Source organism: Paractinoplanes deccanensis (assembly GCF_016862115.1).
GTDB lineage: Bacteria > Actinomycetota > Actinomycetes > Mycobacteriales > Micromonosporaceae > Actinoplanes > Actinoplanes deccanensis.
Genome location: NZ_BOMI01000008.1, coordinates 1 through 13,076, shown reverse-complemented (window position 1 = coordinate 13,076; position 13,076 = coordinate 1). Strand labels below are relative to the sequence as shown.

General features: G+C 71.6%; 10 protein-coding genes. 6 read left to right on the top strand and 4 right to left on the bottom strand.

Going from position 1 to position 13,076, the window contains the following annotated elements:
* The first annotated feature begins 5 nt into the window (after window positions 1-5).
* The gene (gene miaB, locus Ade02nite_RS03025) at window positions 6-1,499 is read left to right on the top strand and encodes a tRNA (N6-isopentenyl adenosine(37)-C2)-methylthiotransferase MiaB (RefSeq protein ID WP_203759937.1); all 1,494 of its coding nucleotides are present in this window, start codon (window positions 6-8) and stop codon (window positions 1,497-1,499) included.
* Window positions 1,500-1,505: 6 nt separating this feature from the next.
* Here the strand turns inward: miaB and Ade02nite_RS03020 are convergent, their stop codons facing one another.
* The 3 genes from Ade02nite_RS03020 to Ade02nite_RS03010 form a co-directional block, all read right to left on the bottom strand.
* Complete coding sequence (locus Ade02nite_RS03020; RefSeq protein WP_203759936.1) at window positions 1,506-2,426, bottom strand: SCO2523 family variant P-loop protein; 921 nt, start codon at window positions 2,424-2,426, stop codon at window positions 1,506-1,508.
* Complete coding sequence (locus tag Ade02nite_RS03015) at window positions 2,423-4,258, bottom strand: SCO2524 family protein (RefSeq protein ID WP_203759935.1); 1,836 nt, start codon at window positions 4,256-4,258, stop codon at window positions 2,423-2,425. Before Ade02nite_RS03015 ends, Ade02nite_RS03020 begins: the two co-directional genes overlap by 4 nt.
* Window positions 4,259-4,356: 98 nt before the next feature.
* Entirely contained in the window at window positions 4,357-5,565 is a 1,209-nt protein-coding gene (locus tag Ade02nite_RS03010) for a DUF349 domain-containing protein (protein ID WP_203759934.1), read from the bottom strand.
* 179 nt (window positions 5,566-5,744) lie between these two features.
* Between Ade02nite_RS03010 and miaA the strand changes: the two genes are divergently transcribed.
* From miaA to Ade02nite_RS02995, 3 genes are read left to right on the top strand one after another with little or no spacing between them, the layout of a single operon-like run.
* The gene (miaA, locus tag Ade02nite_RS03005; protein WP_239168481.1) at window positions 5,745-6,656 is read left to right on the top strand and encodes a tRNA (adenosine(37)-N6)-dimethylallyltransferase MiaA; all 912 of its coding nucleotides are present in this window, start codon (window positions 5,745-5,747) and stop codon (window positions 6,654-6,656) included.
* 8 nt (window positions 6,657-6,664) lie between these two features.
* Window positions 6,665-7,513, top strand: coding sequence for a diaminopimelate epimerase (gene dapF / locus Ade02nite_RS03000; RefSeq protein WP_203759933.1), 849 nt, complete (start codon window positions 6,665-6,667; stop codon window positions 7,511-7,513).
* Window positions 7,510-8,298 (top strand): glycerophosphodiester phosphodiesterase, encoded by a 789-nt coding sequence (locus tag Ade02nite_RS02995; RefSeq protein ID WP_203759932.1) that lies wholly within the window; start codon window positions 7,510-7,512, stop codon window positions 8,296-8,298. Before dapF ends, Ade02nite_RS02995 begins: the two co-directional genes overlap by 4 nt.
* Before the next feature lie 193 nt (window positions 8,299-8,491).
* Here the strand turns inward: Ade02nite_RS02995 and Ade02nite_RS02990 are convergent, their stop codons facing one another.
* Window positions 8,492-9,949, bottom strand: coding sequence for an NAD-dependent malic enzyme (locus tag Ade02nite_RS02990; RefSeq protein WP_203759931.1), 1,458 nt, complete (start codon window positions 9,947-9,949; stop codon window positions 8,492-8,494).
* 173 nt (window positions 9,950-10,122) lie between these two features.
* On the opposite strand from Ade02nite_RS02990, the gene hflX reads away from it, so the two are divergent.
* Both hflX and Ade02nite_RS02980 read left to right on the top strand, forming a co-directional pair.
* The gene (hflX, locus tag Ade02nite_RS02985; protein WP_203759930.1) at window positions 10,123-11,541 is read left to right on the top strand and encodes a GTPase HflX; all 1,419 of its coding nucleotides are present in this window, start codon (window positions 10,123-10,125) and stop codon (window positions 11,539-11,541) included.
* Between the two features lie 71 nt (window positions 11,542-11,612).
* On the top strand, window positions 11,613-13,076 hold a 1,464-nt coding region (locus Ade02nite_RS02980), incomplete at its 3' end, for a hypothetical protein (RefSeq protein ID WP_203759929.1).

Below are 13,076 nucleotides of genomic sequence, written 5' to 3'. Positions count from 1 at the left end.
TTGCCATGACTACCGAACTCGAAGGCGCCCCCCGCACGTACGACGTGCGCACCTACGGCTGCCAGATGAACGTGCACGACAGCGAGCGCATCTCCGGTCTGATGGAGGACGCGGGCTATGTGCGCGCCTCCGACCCCGAGTCGGCGGACGTGGTGGTCTTCAACACGTGCGCGGTGCGGGAAAACGCCGACAACCGCCTCTACGGCAACCTCGGCCACCTGCGCCCCACCAAGCTCAAGAAGCCCGACATGCAGATCGCGGTCGGCGGCTGCCTGGCGCAGAAGGACCGCGGCGACATCGTCAAGAAGGCCCCCTGGGTCGATGTGGTCTTCGGCACCCACAACATCGGCTCCCTGCCCGCGCTGCTCGAGCGCGCCCGGCACAACCAGGAGGCCGAGGTCGAGATCCTCGAGGCGCTCGAGGTGTTCCCGTCGACGCTGCCCACCAAGCGCGAGTCCACGTACGCGGGATGGGTCTCGATCTCGGTGGGCTGCAACAACACGTGCACCTTCTGCATCGTGCCGTCGCTGCGCGGCAAGGAGAAGGACCGCCGTCCGGGCGAGATCCTCGCCGAGGTCGAGGCGCTGGTCGCCGAGGGTGTCCTCGAGGTCACCCTGCTGGGGCAAAATGTGAACTCCTACGGCGTCGAGTTCGGCGACCGGCTCGCCTTCGGCAAGCTGCTGCGCGCCACCGGCGGCATCGAGGGCCTGGAGCGGGTCCGCTTCACCAGCCCGCACCCCAAGGACTTCACCGACGACGTGATCGCCGCGATGGCCGAGACGCCGAACGTCTGCCACTCGCTGCACATGCCGCTCCAGTCGGGCTCCGACCGGGTGCTCAAGGCCATGCGCCGCAGCTACCGCCAGGAGAAATACCTGGGCATCATCGACAAGGTCCGCGCCGCGATGCCCGATGCCGCGATCACCACCGACATCATCGTGGGCTTCCCCGGCGAGACCGAGGAGGACTTCGAGCAGACCCTCCAGGTCGTGCGCGAGGCGCGCTTCTCCAGCGCGTTCACGTTCCAGTACTCCAAGCGCCCCGGCACCCCCGCCGCCGTGATGGACGAGCAGCTCCCCAAGGCCGTGGTGCAGGAGCGTTACGAGCGCCTGGTCGCCTTGCTCGAAGAGATCACCTGGGCCGAGAACAAGAAGCTCGTCGGCGAAAAGGTCGAGGTCCTGGTCGCCGTCGGCGAGGGCCGCAAGGACGAGCGCACCGGCCGCCTGAGCGGCCGTGCCCGCGACGGCCGCCTGGTCCACTTCGCCACCGGCGACCTCGCGCCCCGCCCCGGCGACGTCGTCGAGACCGTCGTCACGTACGCGGCCCCGCATCACCTGAACGCGGACGGCGCCCCCCTGTCCCACCGCCGCACCCGCGCCGGCGACGCCTTCGAGGCCGGCCGCACCCCCAAGCTCGCGGGCGTGTCGCTCGGCCTGCCCACGATCGGCGTCCCGGCCCCGCTGCCCGCCTCGACCGGAGGCTGCGCCCCTTCCCGGTGACGGGGCTCAGAGCATCTCCCAGGACGCCTCGTCGCCGACGGACTTCGCCAGCGCGTCGAAGGCGTCCCGGGTCTCGCGGCCGGCGATGCCCTGGGCCACGTCGTCGTCGGTGAGGATCCGCTCCTGCCAGTGCAGCGCCGGCTCCAGCGGCACGCTGCCGAGCACCCGGTCGCGCCGGATCCCGCGGGCGGCGGCCAGCGTGCGCAGGCGGCTGTCCAGGTGACTCAGCCACACGCTCTGTTTCACCTGAAGCCCGCTCTGCGCCGGTGCGGCGGGATCCATCACGGCGGTCCGGACGAAGCCCAGCCGCCGCGCGAACTCCTCCTCGTCGTGACCGTGGCGCCGGGCCGACGCGAGCAGGCCGTCGGCGCCGTACACGAGCGCGCTCGCGGCGATGACCTGCTGTGGGGTCCACCGGTGGAACACCAGCCACCGGGCCGGCACATCGGCCATCTCCGGGCCGGCGGTGGCACGCAGAATGCTTTCCACGGCCGGGCCGCGGCCGGAACCGAGGCCGACGAGGCAGAGGCCGAACTCGGCATCGAGGGCGCGGAAGAGGTCAGCGCATCGGCGCGGATCCGGCGGGCTTTCCGGCGTGAAGGCGGCGCCGCCCTCGTCCCCCGGCACCAGCACCAGCCGGCCCGCGTCGGCCGGCCGGCGCCGGAGCGCGCTCTGCGAGGTCCGCTCCCAGACGTCGACGCGTTCCGGCGCCGCCGCCTCGTGCCGCAGATACCGGTGGAGGCCGCGGCCGGACATCGTGCCGTTCTCGGCATCCTCCAGCCCGTAGAGCGCCCCGATGGCCCGTCCGCCGAGGTCGAAGTCGGCGTGGCAGACGTCGTTGCCCTGCAGGGCACTGCGGTAGAGCAGATTGGCGCAGGTCACCGACCGGCCGACGCCGTCCCGGGCGGACGCCGTGAAGACGATCACGAGGCCGGGGCGCCGTCGTCGCCGCGCACCGCGTCCAGGCTGTCCAGCTCGTGCAGGACCGAGGCGACCAGGGACACCGCGGTGCCGGGCCGGCTCGGGAGCATCGAGCGGGCCCTCTCCAGCCGCAGCCGGATCCCGGTCAGCAGGTCGTGCACCGCGCCGCTGGTCTCGGCGGTGCCGACCATGAGCTCCCGGTCGTACAGCTGCTCGGCCTCGGTGAGCAGATCCCGGGCCCGTTCGACCAGCCGGTCGTTGACGATCGGCTCCCGGCTCAGCAGCTCGCCCAGCACGACCATGCACTGCACCAGCCGCACGGTGTGGTACCAGGACGGCTGCGGCCCGATCACCGTGCCGGGGCCCAGCCGCCGGCTCTCCAGGTGCTCCCAGAGGCGGTCGACCAGGTGGAGCAGCCTCGTGCGGGCCTCGACGTCGTACATCAGGCCGGCCACCACCACGCTGCGCCGTAGCAGGAAGGTGGTGAAGTCGCGGACGGCCCAGGACGCCGGGACCGCCGCTGCATGCTCGCCGCCCTCGACCAGCGGCACGACCAGCCCGGACGGGTGCAGCAGCCCGCGCGAGTCCTCCGGCTGGAACCGGCGCAGCACGCCGGAGCGGTTGGCCAGCTTGTCGTACACCGAGCCGACCTGGGCCAGGCTCGAGTCCGAGCCGCGCCGGCGGACCAGATCCTTGACCACGATCGAGGCGACCAGCAGCGTGTGGTGGTCGCTGACCTGACCGTCAGTGGTCCGCCACGGCACGTTCTCGAGCGGCCACGCCGTGCCGCCGAACGTGGCCACCGTGGACCAGTAGGACACCGTGAGGTCCCAGCGCAGCTGCAGCGCGCGGGCGAGCCGTTGCTGCTCCTCGTTGAGCAGGCCGAGCACCCGGGTCCGCTCCGAGAACAGGTCCTCGATGGCGTCCAGCGCGATGGCCGTGAAGTAGAGGGACGGCCGGTTCTCCGCGACGCCCGCGGGCTGCTCGCCGATGAAGTCGCCGACGTCGGCCGCCGCGTCCTCGGGTTCACGCGCCTCCTCCGCCTTGACCAGCTCGACCCGCGGCGCGTCGGCGACGATGCCCCACGACCAGCCGCACTCGAAGAGGCGGTGGTCGCCCTCGAGCTCCGTTGTCTGGCCCGATCCGCTCACCACCTCGGCGAACGACGCGATGGTCTCGCGCAGCTCGGCGCGCAGCTGGGCCACGACCCGGCGGGCGGGGAGCCCGTCCTGGTCGAGCGCCGCGATCAGCGCGCGTCCCGGCGTGTCGTCCGCGTCGAACACGTGGGTGGAGAAGCTGCGCAGGAGGCCCACCATCGCCGCGGTGAGCCGGGCGCTGGCCCTGCGCTCCACGGAGCGCAGCTCGCGGCGCAGGCTGTCGCGGGCGACGGAATGGCGGAAGACCCGCACGAAGCTGATCGCGGCCAGCGAGAGCGTCACGGAGACCGCGAACGACTCGACCAGGTCGTGCTCACGACCGCGACCGCCGCGGTCCTGCTGGGCGGGCGTGACGTAGCTGCCACCCGCGAAGACCGGCCGGCCGTCGGCGGTGTACCGCTCGAAGTAGTCCGCGAGGATCCGGGCGAGGTTGCGGGGGATGGTCAGTTCGGTGCCCAGCGGCGCCAGGGCCCTGGCCATCGTGTCCGCCGTCGCGTCGGGGCGGTCGAGGGCGAACGAGCGCAGCGTGGTCGCCGGCAGCAGGATGCAGAGCAGCTGTTCGGCGTCCGAGATGGAGTTCGACCCGTCGCGGCCACCCCACTGCCAAGCCCCGTCCCGCCACGAGGAGCGGACTGTCGCCTTCCAGATGTCCAGAAGATGTTGCCGCGGCTGGATCCTCACCGCTCAACGATCGCGCACCTTGCCCGGCGACTCAATGCGTCGAGCAAAAGGCGCACCGTCGCGGGGCCATCCCGCGACGGTGCGCCTGAAGCGGGCGGCTAGTTGGCCTGCTCGGCGAGGGCCAGGAACTGCTTCTTGGAGTTGAGCGCCTGCTCGGCCTCCTTGATGCGGCGGGCGTCGCCGGCGGCCTGGGCGCGGGCCAGCTTCTCCTCCGCCTCGGCGACCTGCTCGCGCATCTGCTGGAGCAGCGGGTTGTCCTGGGGGGAGGTCTTGCGCCAGGCCGAGTCCATCGCGACGCGGATGCGCTCCTCGGCGGCCCGCCAGCGGCGGTCGAGCGACGCGGCGGCCTCGCGCGGCACCCGGCCGGCGTCGTGCCACGCGGCCTGGGCGTCACGCAGCTTGTTCTGCGCGCCGCGCGGGTCGGCGTCGACGTCGATCGCCTCGACCTCGGCGAGGATGGCCTGCTTGCGGTCGAGGTTGCCCTTGTATTCGGCGTCGCGGGCGGAGAACACCTCGGAACGGCGGGTGAAGAACGCGTCCTGCGCGGCGCGGAACCTCTCCCAGAGGCGCTGCTCGGCCTCCTTGGCCGCGCGCGGGGCCGCCTTCCACTCCGCCATCAGCTCCTTGAGCCGGTTGGCGGTCGCCGACCACTCGGTCGACTCGGACAGGCTCTCGGCCTCCTTGACCAGCTCCTCCTTGGCCGCCTGCGCCTGCTTGCGCTGGCCGTCGAGGGTGGCGAAGTGTGCGCCGCGGCGGCGGGTGAAGCCGTCACGCGCGGTCGCGAAACGCTTCCACAGCTCGCCGTCGGTCTTCTTGTCGACGCCGCGGATCGTCTTCCACTCGTCGAGGATCTCCTTGAGCCGGTCGCCGGCGCTCTTCCAGCCGGTGGCCTCGGCGGCGATCTTCTCGGCCTCCTCGACGAGGGCCGTCTTGCGGGCCAGCGCCTCGGTGCGGGCCACCTCGCGAGCCGCCCGGGCCTCGCCCGCCTTTTCCTCGGCGAGCGTGGCGAGCCCGTCGAGCCGCGTGGCGAGCCCGTCGATGTCGCCGACCACGTGCGCCTCGGAGAGCTCCGTGCGCAGGCGCTTGACGCTGCTCAGCGAGTGTGCGGCGTCGGCCGCCCCGGACTTCAGCCGCGCCTCGACGAGGTCGACCTCGGTCACCAGGTCCGCGAAGCGCCGGGCGAAATGGGCCAGTCCCTCCTCCGGGGTGCCCGCCTGCCAGGAGCCGACCACGCGGTCGCCATCAGCGGTCTTCACGTACACGGTGCCGTCGGCATCCACGCGCCCGAAGGCCGTCCAGTCGTTCATGACCCATCCTCGTCTTCCCGGCGTCGCCGGTCTCTGACGAACCGGTGACCACCGCCACAGCACAGTCGAACGCCAAGCTTCTCCATGGCATTCTTTCTCGCGCATTGTCACAGGTCCAACCGGGTTACGGGGAAGCGCCCGACGATGACCGTGGCCAAACCTTGTCCTACCGTTGCTCCGTGCCGTTCCCACCCCCCGCACGCGTGGTCGCCGTCGTCGGCCCGACCGCGGCGGGCAAATCCGCCCTGAGTATCGCCCTCGCACACGAACTGGACGGCGAGGTCGTCAACGCGGACTCGATGCAGCTCTACCGGGGGATGGACATCGGGACGGCGAAACTGAGCGTGGCCGAGCGCGAGGGCGTCCCGCACCACCTGCTGGACATCTGGGACGTGACCGAGCCGGCGGCCGTCGCGGAGTACCAGGCGCTGGCCCGGGCGGCGATCGACGACATCATGGCGCGGGGCCGGGTGCCGCTGCTGGTGGGCGGCTCGGGGCTCTACGTGCGCGCGGTGCTCGAGGAGTTCTCGTTCCCCGGCACCGACCCGGCGGTGCGCGCCCGCCTCGAGGACGAGCTCGCGGTCGTGGGCATCCCGCCGCTCTACGAGCGGCTGCGGTCGCTCGACCCCGCGGCCGCCGCGTCGATCCTGCCGTCGAACGGGCGGCGGATCGTCCGGGCGCTGGAGGTCATCGAGCTGACCGGTCAGCCGTTCACCGCCTCGCTGCCTTCCCCGGTGCCTTATTACCCGTCCGTGCAGATCGGCGTCGACCGTGCGGTCGGCGAGCTCGACGAGCGCATCGCGCTGCGGGTCGACCTGATGTGGCGGGCCGGGCTGGTCGACGAGGTTCGGCGCCTGCTTCCGCTGGGTTTGCGAGACGGCCGTACGGCGAGCCGCGCGCTCGGCTACCAGCAGGCGATCGCCGAGATCGACGGCTCGATGTCCACCGCCGAGGCCAAGGACGACACGGTGCGGGGCACGCGCCGCTTCGTACGCAGGCAGCGGTCGTGGTTCCGCCGCGACCCGGCGATCCACTGGCTGGACGGGGCGTCGGACACGCTCGTGGCGGACGCGCTGGCGCTTACGCGATGATGGACGGCGTGTTGTTCACCAAGGGCCACGGCGCCGGCAACGACTTCGTCATCGTCCCCGACCCCGACGGCGCGCTCGATCTGACGCCCGCCCAGGTCGCCGCCCTCTGCGACCGCCGCTTCGGCATCGGCGCCGACGGCGTCCTGCGCGTCGTGCGCAGCGCCAAGGACCCGGCCGGCGCGGGCTTCACCGGCGAGGCCGAGTGGTTCATGGACTACCGCAACGCCGACGGCTCGATCGCCGAGATGTGCGGCAACGGCACCCGTGTCTTCGCCCGCTACCTGGTGACGCACGGGCTCGCCACGCCGGGCCCGGCCGGCCTTCCGATCGCCACGCGAGCCGGCGTCGTGGTCGCGCTCTTCGAGGGCGACCTCATCAAGGTGCGCATGGCAACCCCCCGGGTGTACGCGGCGAGCACCGCGACCACGGGACCCCTGACCTTCCCCGGCGTGGCCGTCGACTGCGGCAACCCCCACCTGGTCTGCGCCCTGCACGACGGCCTCCAGCTGCCGTCGCTGGACCTGTCCGCCGCGCCCGGCTTCGACCCGGCCCTCTTCCCCGCCGGGGTGAATGTCGAGTTCGTGACACCGGCGTCCCCGATCGAGGACGCCGACCTGCACGTGGACATGCGCGTCTACGAGCGCGGCTCCGGCGAGACCCTGGCCTGCGGCTCGGGCGCCCTGGCCGTGGGCGCGGTCGCCCTGCGCGACGCGGGCCTGTCCCGGGGTGTCGTCGCGGTGGACCTGCCCGGCGGCCGCCTGACCGTCACCCACGACGAGAGCGACAGCTGGTGGCTGGCCGGCCCCGCGGTCCTGGTGGCAACCGGCGAGGCCGACCTGGACGCCCTGACCCGATGACGGCGCCCGGCGCCGCCGCGGCCCCGCTCTCGTCCCCGCCCTCTCCCGACAAGATCGGCGAGCCGGGCCCGCACCGGATCGCCCACCGCGGCTATTCGGCCGTCGCGCCCGAGAACACGCTGCCCGCCTTCGCGGCGGCTGTGCGCGGCGGCGCCACCTTCGTCGAGTTCGACGTGCGCACCACCGCCGACGACGTCCCGGTGGTCATCCACGACCGGACCGTGGACCGCACCACGACCGGCACCGGCCACGTCTGGGACCTGACACTGGCGTCGCTCGCCATGCTCGACGCGGGCTCGTGGTTCTCCCCGGCCTACGCGGGCGTGCGGATCCCGACCTTGGCCGAGACGCTGGCCCTGCTGGCACCGCCCGGCCCGCAGCTCCTCCTGGAGATCAAGCCCCCGTCCGCCCTCCCCGAGATCAAGACGATCGTGGAGATGGTGACCGCCGCCGGCCTGCACGACCGCACGATCGTGCAGAGCTTCGACCCCGAGGTGCTCCGCCTGGTCCGCGAGGCCGCCCCCTCGGTGCGGCGGGGCCTGCTGCGGCTCCGCTTCGAGGCCGACACGATCCCGTTGACCGAGGAACTGGACGTCGTCTGCTGCAACCCGTCCACGGCCGACGTCCTCGGCGATCCCGCCACGGTCGCCGAGTTGGCCGGTCGCGGCGTCGCCGTGATGCCCTGGACGGCGAACGACCGGACCGAGTGGCCGGCCCTGCTCGCCGCCGGGGCGGCCGGCCTGATCACCGACCACGTGGCCGAGCTGACCGGCTGGTCTTCCTGAGGCGAGGGCGCGCTGCTCGAGGACGGCCTCGACGTAGCCCCGCGCCCGTTCCCGTTCGGGCCAAGGGCGGCTCGGGCTCACGCTGACCGCCATAGAGGTCTGAGCTTTCGTTGCAGGACAGCCCGGAAGCCCGCAACGGCCCGCACCACCCACCCAGCTGTGCGCTGCGGCGGGTGGTGTCCGGAACCCGTACTCAGAAAGTCTCTTCCGGGGCCGACTCCAGCTCGACCTCGGGGAGCGCCGCCGCGTTGTGCTGGGCGGGGCCTCGGACGGCGGCGCGGATCGCGGCGGCCACGGCCGGGGTCACGCGCGGGTCGAAGACGCTGGGGATGATGACCGTGGGGTTGAGCTTGTCCTCGCCCACGACATCGGCGATCGCGCGGGCCGCCGCCAGCGCCATCTCCTCGGTGAACTCCTCGGCGCTCACGTCGAGCATGCCGCGGAAGACGCCGGGGAAGGCCAGCACGTTGTTGATCTGGTTGGGCTGGTCGGAGCGGCCGGTCGCGACCACCGCCGCGTGCCGGCGGGCCGCGCGCGGGTCGACCTCGGGGTCGGGGTTGGCCAGGGCGAAGACGATCGCCTTGTCGGCCATCTTGGCGATGTCGTCGCCGGTGAGCAGGTTGGGCGCGCTCACGCCGATGAAGACGTCGGCTCCCACGATGGCGCCGGGCAGGTCACCTTCGTAATTCGTCTTGTTGGTGTGGTCGGCCAGCCACTGCCACGTCTCCGACATGTCGGGCATGCCGCGGTGCAGGGCGCCCTGCCGGTCGTACGCGATGATGTCGCCCACGCCCTGCCGGAGCAGCAGCTTCATGATCGCCGTCCCGGCGGCGCCGGCGCCCGAGACCACCACGCGGACGTCCTCGAGACGCTTGCCGACCACGCGCAGCGCGTTGGTGAGCGCGGCCAGCACGCAGATCGCCGTGCCGTGCTGGTCGTCGTGGAAGACCGGGATGTCGAGCTGCTCGCGCAGGCGCGCCTCGATCTCGAAGCAGCGCGGCGCGGCGATGTCCTCGAGGTTGATGCCGCCGTAGGCCGGGGCGATGGCCTTGACGATCCGGACGATCTCGTCGGTGTCCTGCGTGTCGAGGACCACGGGCCAGGCGTCCACGCCGCCGAAGCGCTTGAACAGCGCGGCCTTGCCCTCCATCACCGGCATCGCCGCGGCGGGGCCGATGTTGCCGAGGCCCAGCACGGCCGACCCGTCGCTGACCACGGCGACCGTGTTGCGCTTGATGGTCAGCCGGCGCGCGTCGGCCGGATTTTCCGCGATGGCCATGCAGACCCTGGCCACACCCGGGGTGTACGCCCGGGAGAGCTCGTCGCGGTTGCGCAGCGCGACCTTGGAACTGACTTCGATCTTGCCGCCGAGGTGCAACAGGAAGGTGCGGTCGGACACCTTGCGGACGTCGACGCCGTCCTGCTCCTCGAGCGTCTTGACGACCTGGTCGGCGTGGCTCGAGTCGGCGGTGTCGCAGGTGAGGTCGACCAGGACGCGGCTGGGGTCGGAATCGACCACGTCGAGAGCGGTCACGATCGCGCCGGCCTCGCCGACACAGGTGGTGAGCCGGCCGATGGACGAGGCGTCCGCGGTCACGGCTATCCGGATCGTGATCGAGAATCCTGCGCTGGGCAGGCGGGTCGTCACCACGGTGTTCCCTCCGACGTTGGCGGGTGCTTCACCGTAATCTTGCCCCCGCGGAATATCGGCTTCCCACCGGGTCGTTATGCCAATGCCCTTCACTCCATCGAAAACGCCCGGCCTCGTTATGTGGATGCGCGCGGCTCCGTGACGTGCCACGATCGGGCCGAGGAGGTCACCTTTTGCGAAACACTTACCAGGCACCCGTACTCGAACTGGACGAGCCGGATCCCACGACCGGCGAGCTCGAGCTCGAGGAGCGGCATTCGCTTCGGCGGGTCGCCGGCCTTTCCACCGAGCTCACCGACATCACCGAGGTCGAGTACCGTCAGCTGAGGCTCGAGCGGGTCGTCCTGGTCGGCGTGTGGACCGAGGGATCCGTCGAAGACGCGGAGAACTCGCTCACCGAGCTGGCCGCGCTCGCCGAGACCGCAGGCTCCCAGGTCCTCGAGGGCCTGATCCAGCGGCGTTCCCGCCCCGACACGGCCACCTTCATCGGCCGCGGCAAGGTGCAGGAGCTGCGGGACGCGGTCGTGGCGACCGGAGCCGACACCGTCATCTGCGACGGCGAGCTGTCCCCGTCCCAGCTGCGCAACCTCGAGCAGCAGACCAAGGTCAAGGTGGTCGACCGTACCGCCCTGATCCTGGACATCTTCGCCCAGCACGCGAAGAGCAAAGAGGGTAAGGCGCAGGTCGAGCTGGCCCAGCTTCAATACTTCCTGCCGCGTCTGCGCGGCTGGGGTGAGTCGCTGTCCCGGCAGGGCGGTGGCGCCGGTGGCGGATCGGGCGGCGGCGGCGTCGGCACCCGTGGCCCCGGTGAGACCAAGCTCGAGACCGACCGCAGGCGCATCAACCAGCGCATCGCCAAGCTGCGCCGCGAGATCAAGGCCATGCGGACGGTACGTCAGACCAAGCGCTCCCGTCGCCAGAGCAGCGGGGTGCCGTCGGTGGCGATCGCCGGCTACACCAACGCGGGCAAGTCCAGCATCCTCAACCGGCTGACCCAGGCGGGCGTGCTGGTCGAGAACGCGCTGTTCGCCACGCTCGACCCGACCACCCGGCGCACGGCGGCGGAGGACGGCCGCGTCTACACGCTGTCCGACACCGTCGGCTTCGTGCGTCACCTGCCGCACCAGATCGTGGAGGCGTTCCGCTCCACGCTCGAGGAGGTGTCATATTCCGACCTGGTCGTGCACGTCGTCGACGGCTCGCACCCCGACCCCGAGGGTCAGGTGAGCGCGGTCCGCGAGGTGCTGGCCGAGGTCAACGCCGACACCATCCCCGAGCTTCTGGTCATCAACAAGATGGACGCCGCGGACGAGGAGACGATTCTGCGGCTGAAGCGGACGTGGCCCGACGCGGTCTTCGTGTCGGCCCGCTCCGGCCAGGGCATCCCGGAGCTGCACACGGCCATCGCCGAGCGGCTGCCCAAGCCGGCGGTCGAGTTGCGCGTTCTGCTGCCCTATGACCGAGGCGATCTGGTCGCCCGAATTCATCGATCCGGTCAGGTGTTGCAAACCCGCCATTTGGACGACGGGACCGAGCTCCGGATTCGGGTCGACGAACGACTCGCTGGCGAACTGGAGTCGTACCGCAACTGAGCGTGCCGCATCACCGATGAGGTGATCCACGCGTAACACCGGCATGAGACGCCGCATGCGACACTGATCGGATGCGGCGTCTCGTCTTTCCGGTCATCGTGGCCTCCGGGCTGGTGATGGTCGGTCCGTCCAGTGCGTTTGCCGACGATCCGGCACCTGTGGTCAGCGCCCCCTCGGTCGCGGGCAAGAAGATGTGCAAGATCGCGGACAAGCGGCTCGACGAGATCTCCGGGCTCGTCGCCACCAAGACCGGCTACATCGCCATCAACGACAGCGCCAACTCCGCCGAGAAGAAGCAGATCTTCTTCCTCAACACGAAGTGCGCGGTCACCAAGGCGGTCCCCTACAGCGGCAAGGGCCCGAACGACACCGAGGACATGATCCTCTCGGCGGACCAAAAGACGCTGTGGATCGCCGACATCGGTGACAACTCGTTCGACGACGACGCGAAGCGCCGCGAGTCGATCGGCCTCTGGAAGATGCCGGTCACCGGGGCCACCGAGCCGGTGCTCTACCGCCTCACCTACCCCGCTGGCGACTACCACGACGCCGAGGCGCTGCTGCTGAACGGCAACGGGACGCCGCTGATCATCACCAAGGAGATCGGCGCGCCGGCCGGCGTCTACCAGCCCACCGCGGCGCTCAAAACGGGCAAGACCGGCGTGCCGATGAAGCGAGTCGCGGAAATCACGGTCTCCGGCACGCAGACGGCCGGCAACCCCTTCGCCCGCATCGGCAACAAGACCATCGACGGCGGCGCGATCGCCCCCGGCGGCGGCAAGGTCGTCCTGCGCACCTACACCGACGCGGTCGAGTGGGACGTGACGAACGGCGACGTGCTCGGCGCCTTCAAGGGCAAGCCGCGCACCACCGGCCTGCCGAACGAGACGCTCGGCGAGGCGATCACCTACAGCCCCGACGGCAAGTACTTCTACACGACGTCGGACATGAGCGGCGACACCACCGCGGCCAACTACATCCTGCGCTACACGCCGGCCACGACGGTGGCCAAGGCGGCGTCGGGTGGCGCCGAGGGCGACGACAAGAAGTGGTACGCGGACCTCGAGCTGAGCGACATCACGTACGCGGTGGCGGGCGTCGGCGTGCTCGGCCTGATCCTGGTCGGCGTCGGCGTGTTCGGCATCGTGCGCTTCCGCAAGCGGGTCGCCACCGAGCCGGACGAGCCGGTCGAGGACTTCAAGAACCCGCTCGACGGTGAGCCCGAGACCGAGCTGATCGGGGTCGGCGGCACGCCGCAGCGGGCCGGGGTCTACGGCGGGGGAGCACGGCCCTCGACGACGAACGGGGCGGCTTCGGGTCCCGTCTACGGCGCCAACAAGAAGGCCGCCGCGGCCGGGGTGCCCGCGGCCGCCGGTGCCGCTGCCGGAGCCGGCGCGGGTGCCGGGGCCGGCGTCTACGGCGGTGCCAAGGGTGGTGGCGGTCCGCAGGGCCAGCCGTACGGTCGCCCGGCTGCGCCGGGTGGCGCCGGCGCTGGTCGTGGCGCCCAGGGTCAGCCGGCGCGTGGTCCTCAGGGC

Excerpts from the sequence above, each read along its gene's own strand:
- Ade02nite_RS02995 (WP_203759932.1), top strand. The coding sequence starts at position 7,510 with ATGACGGCGCCCGGCGCCGCCGCGGCCCCGCTCTCGTCCCCGCCCTCT.
- Ade02nite_RS03010 (WP_203759934.1), bottom strand. The coding sequence starts at position 5,565 with ATGAACGACTGGACGGCCTTCGGGCGCGTGGATGCCGACGGCACCGTG.
- miaB (WP_203759937.1), top strand. The coding sequence starts at position 6 with ATGACTACCGAACTCGAAGGCGCCCCCCGCACGTACGACGTGCGCACC.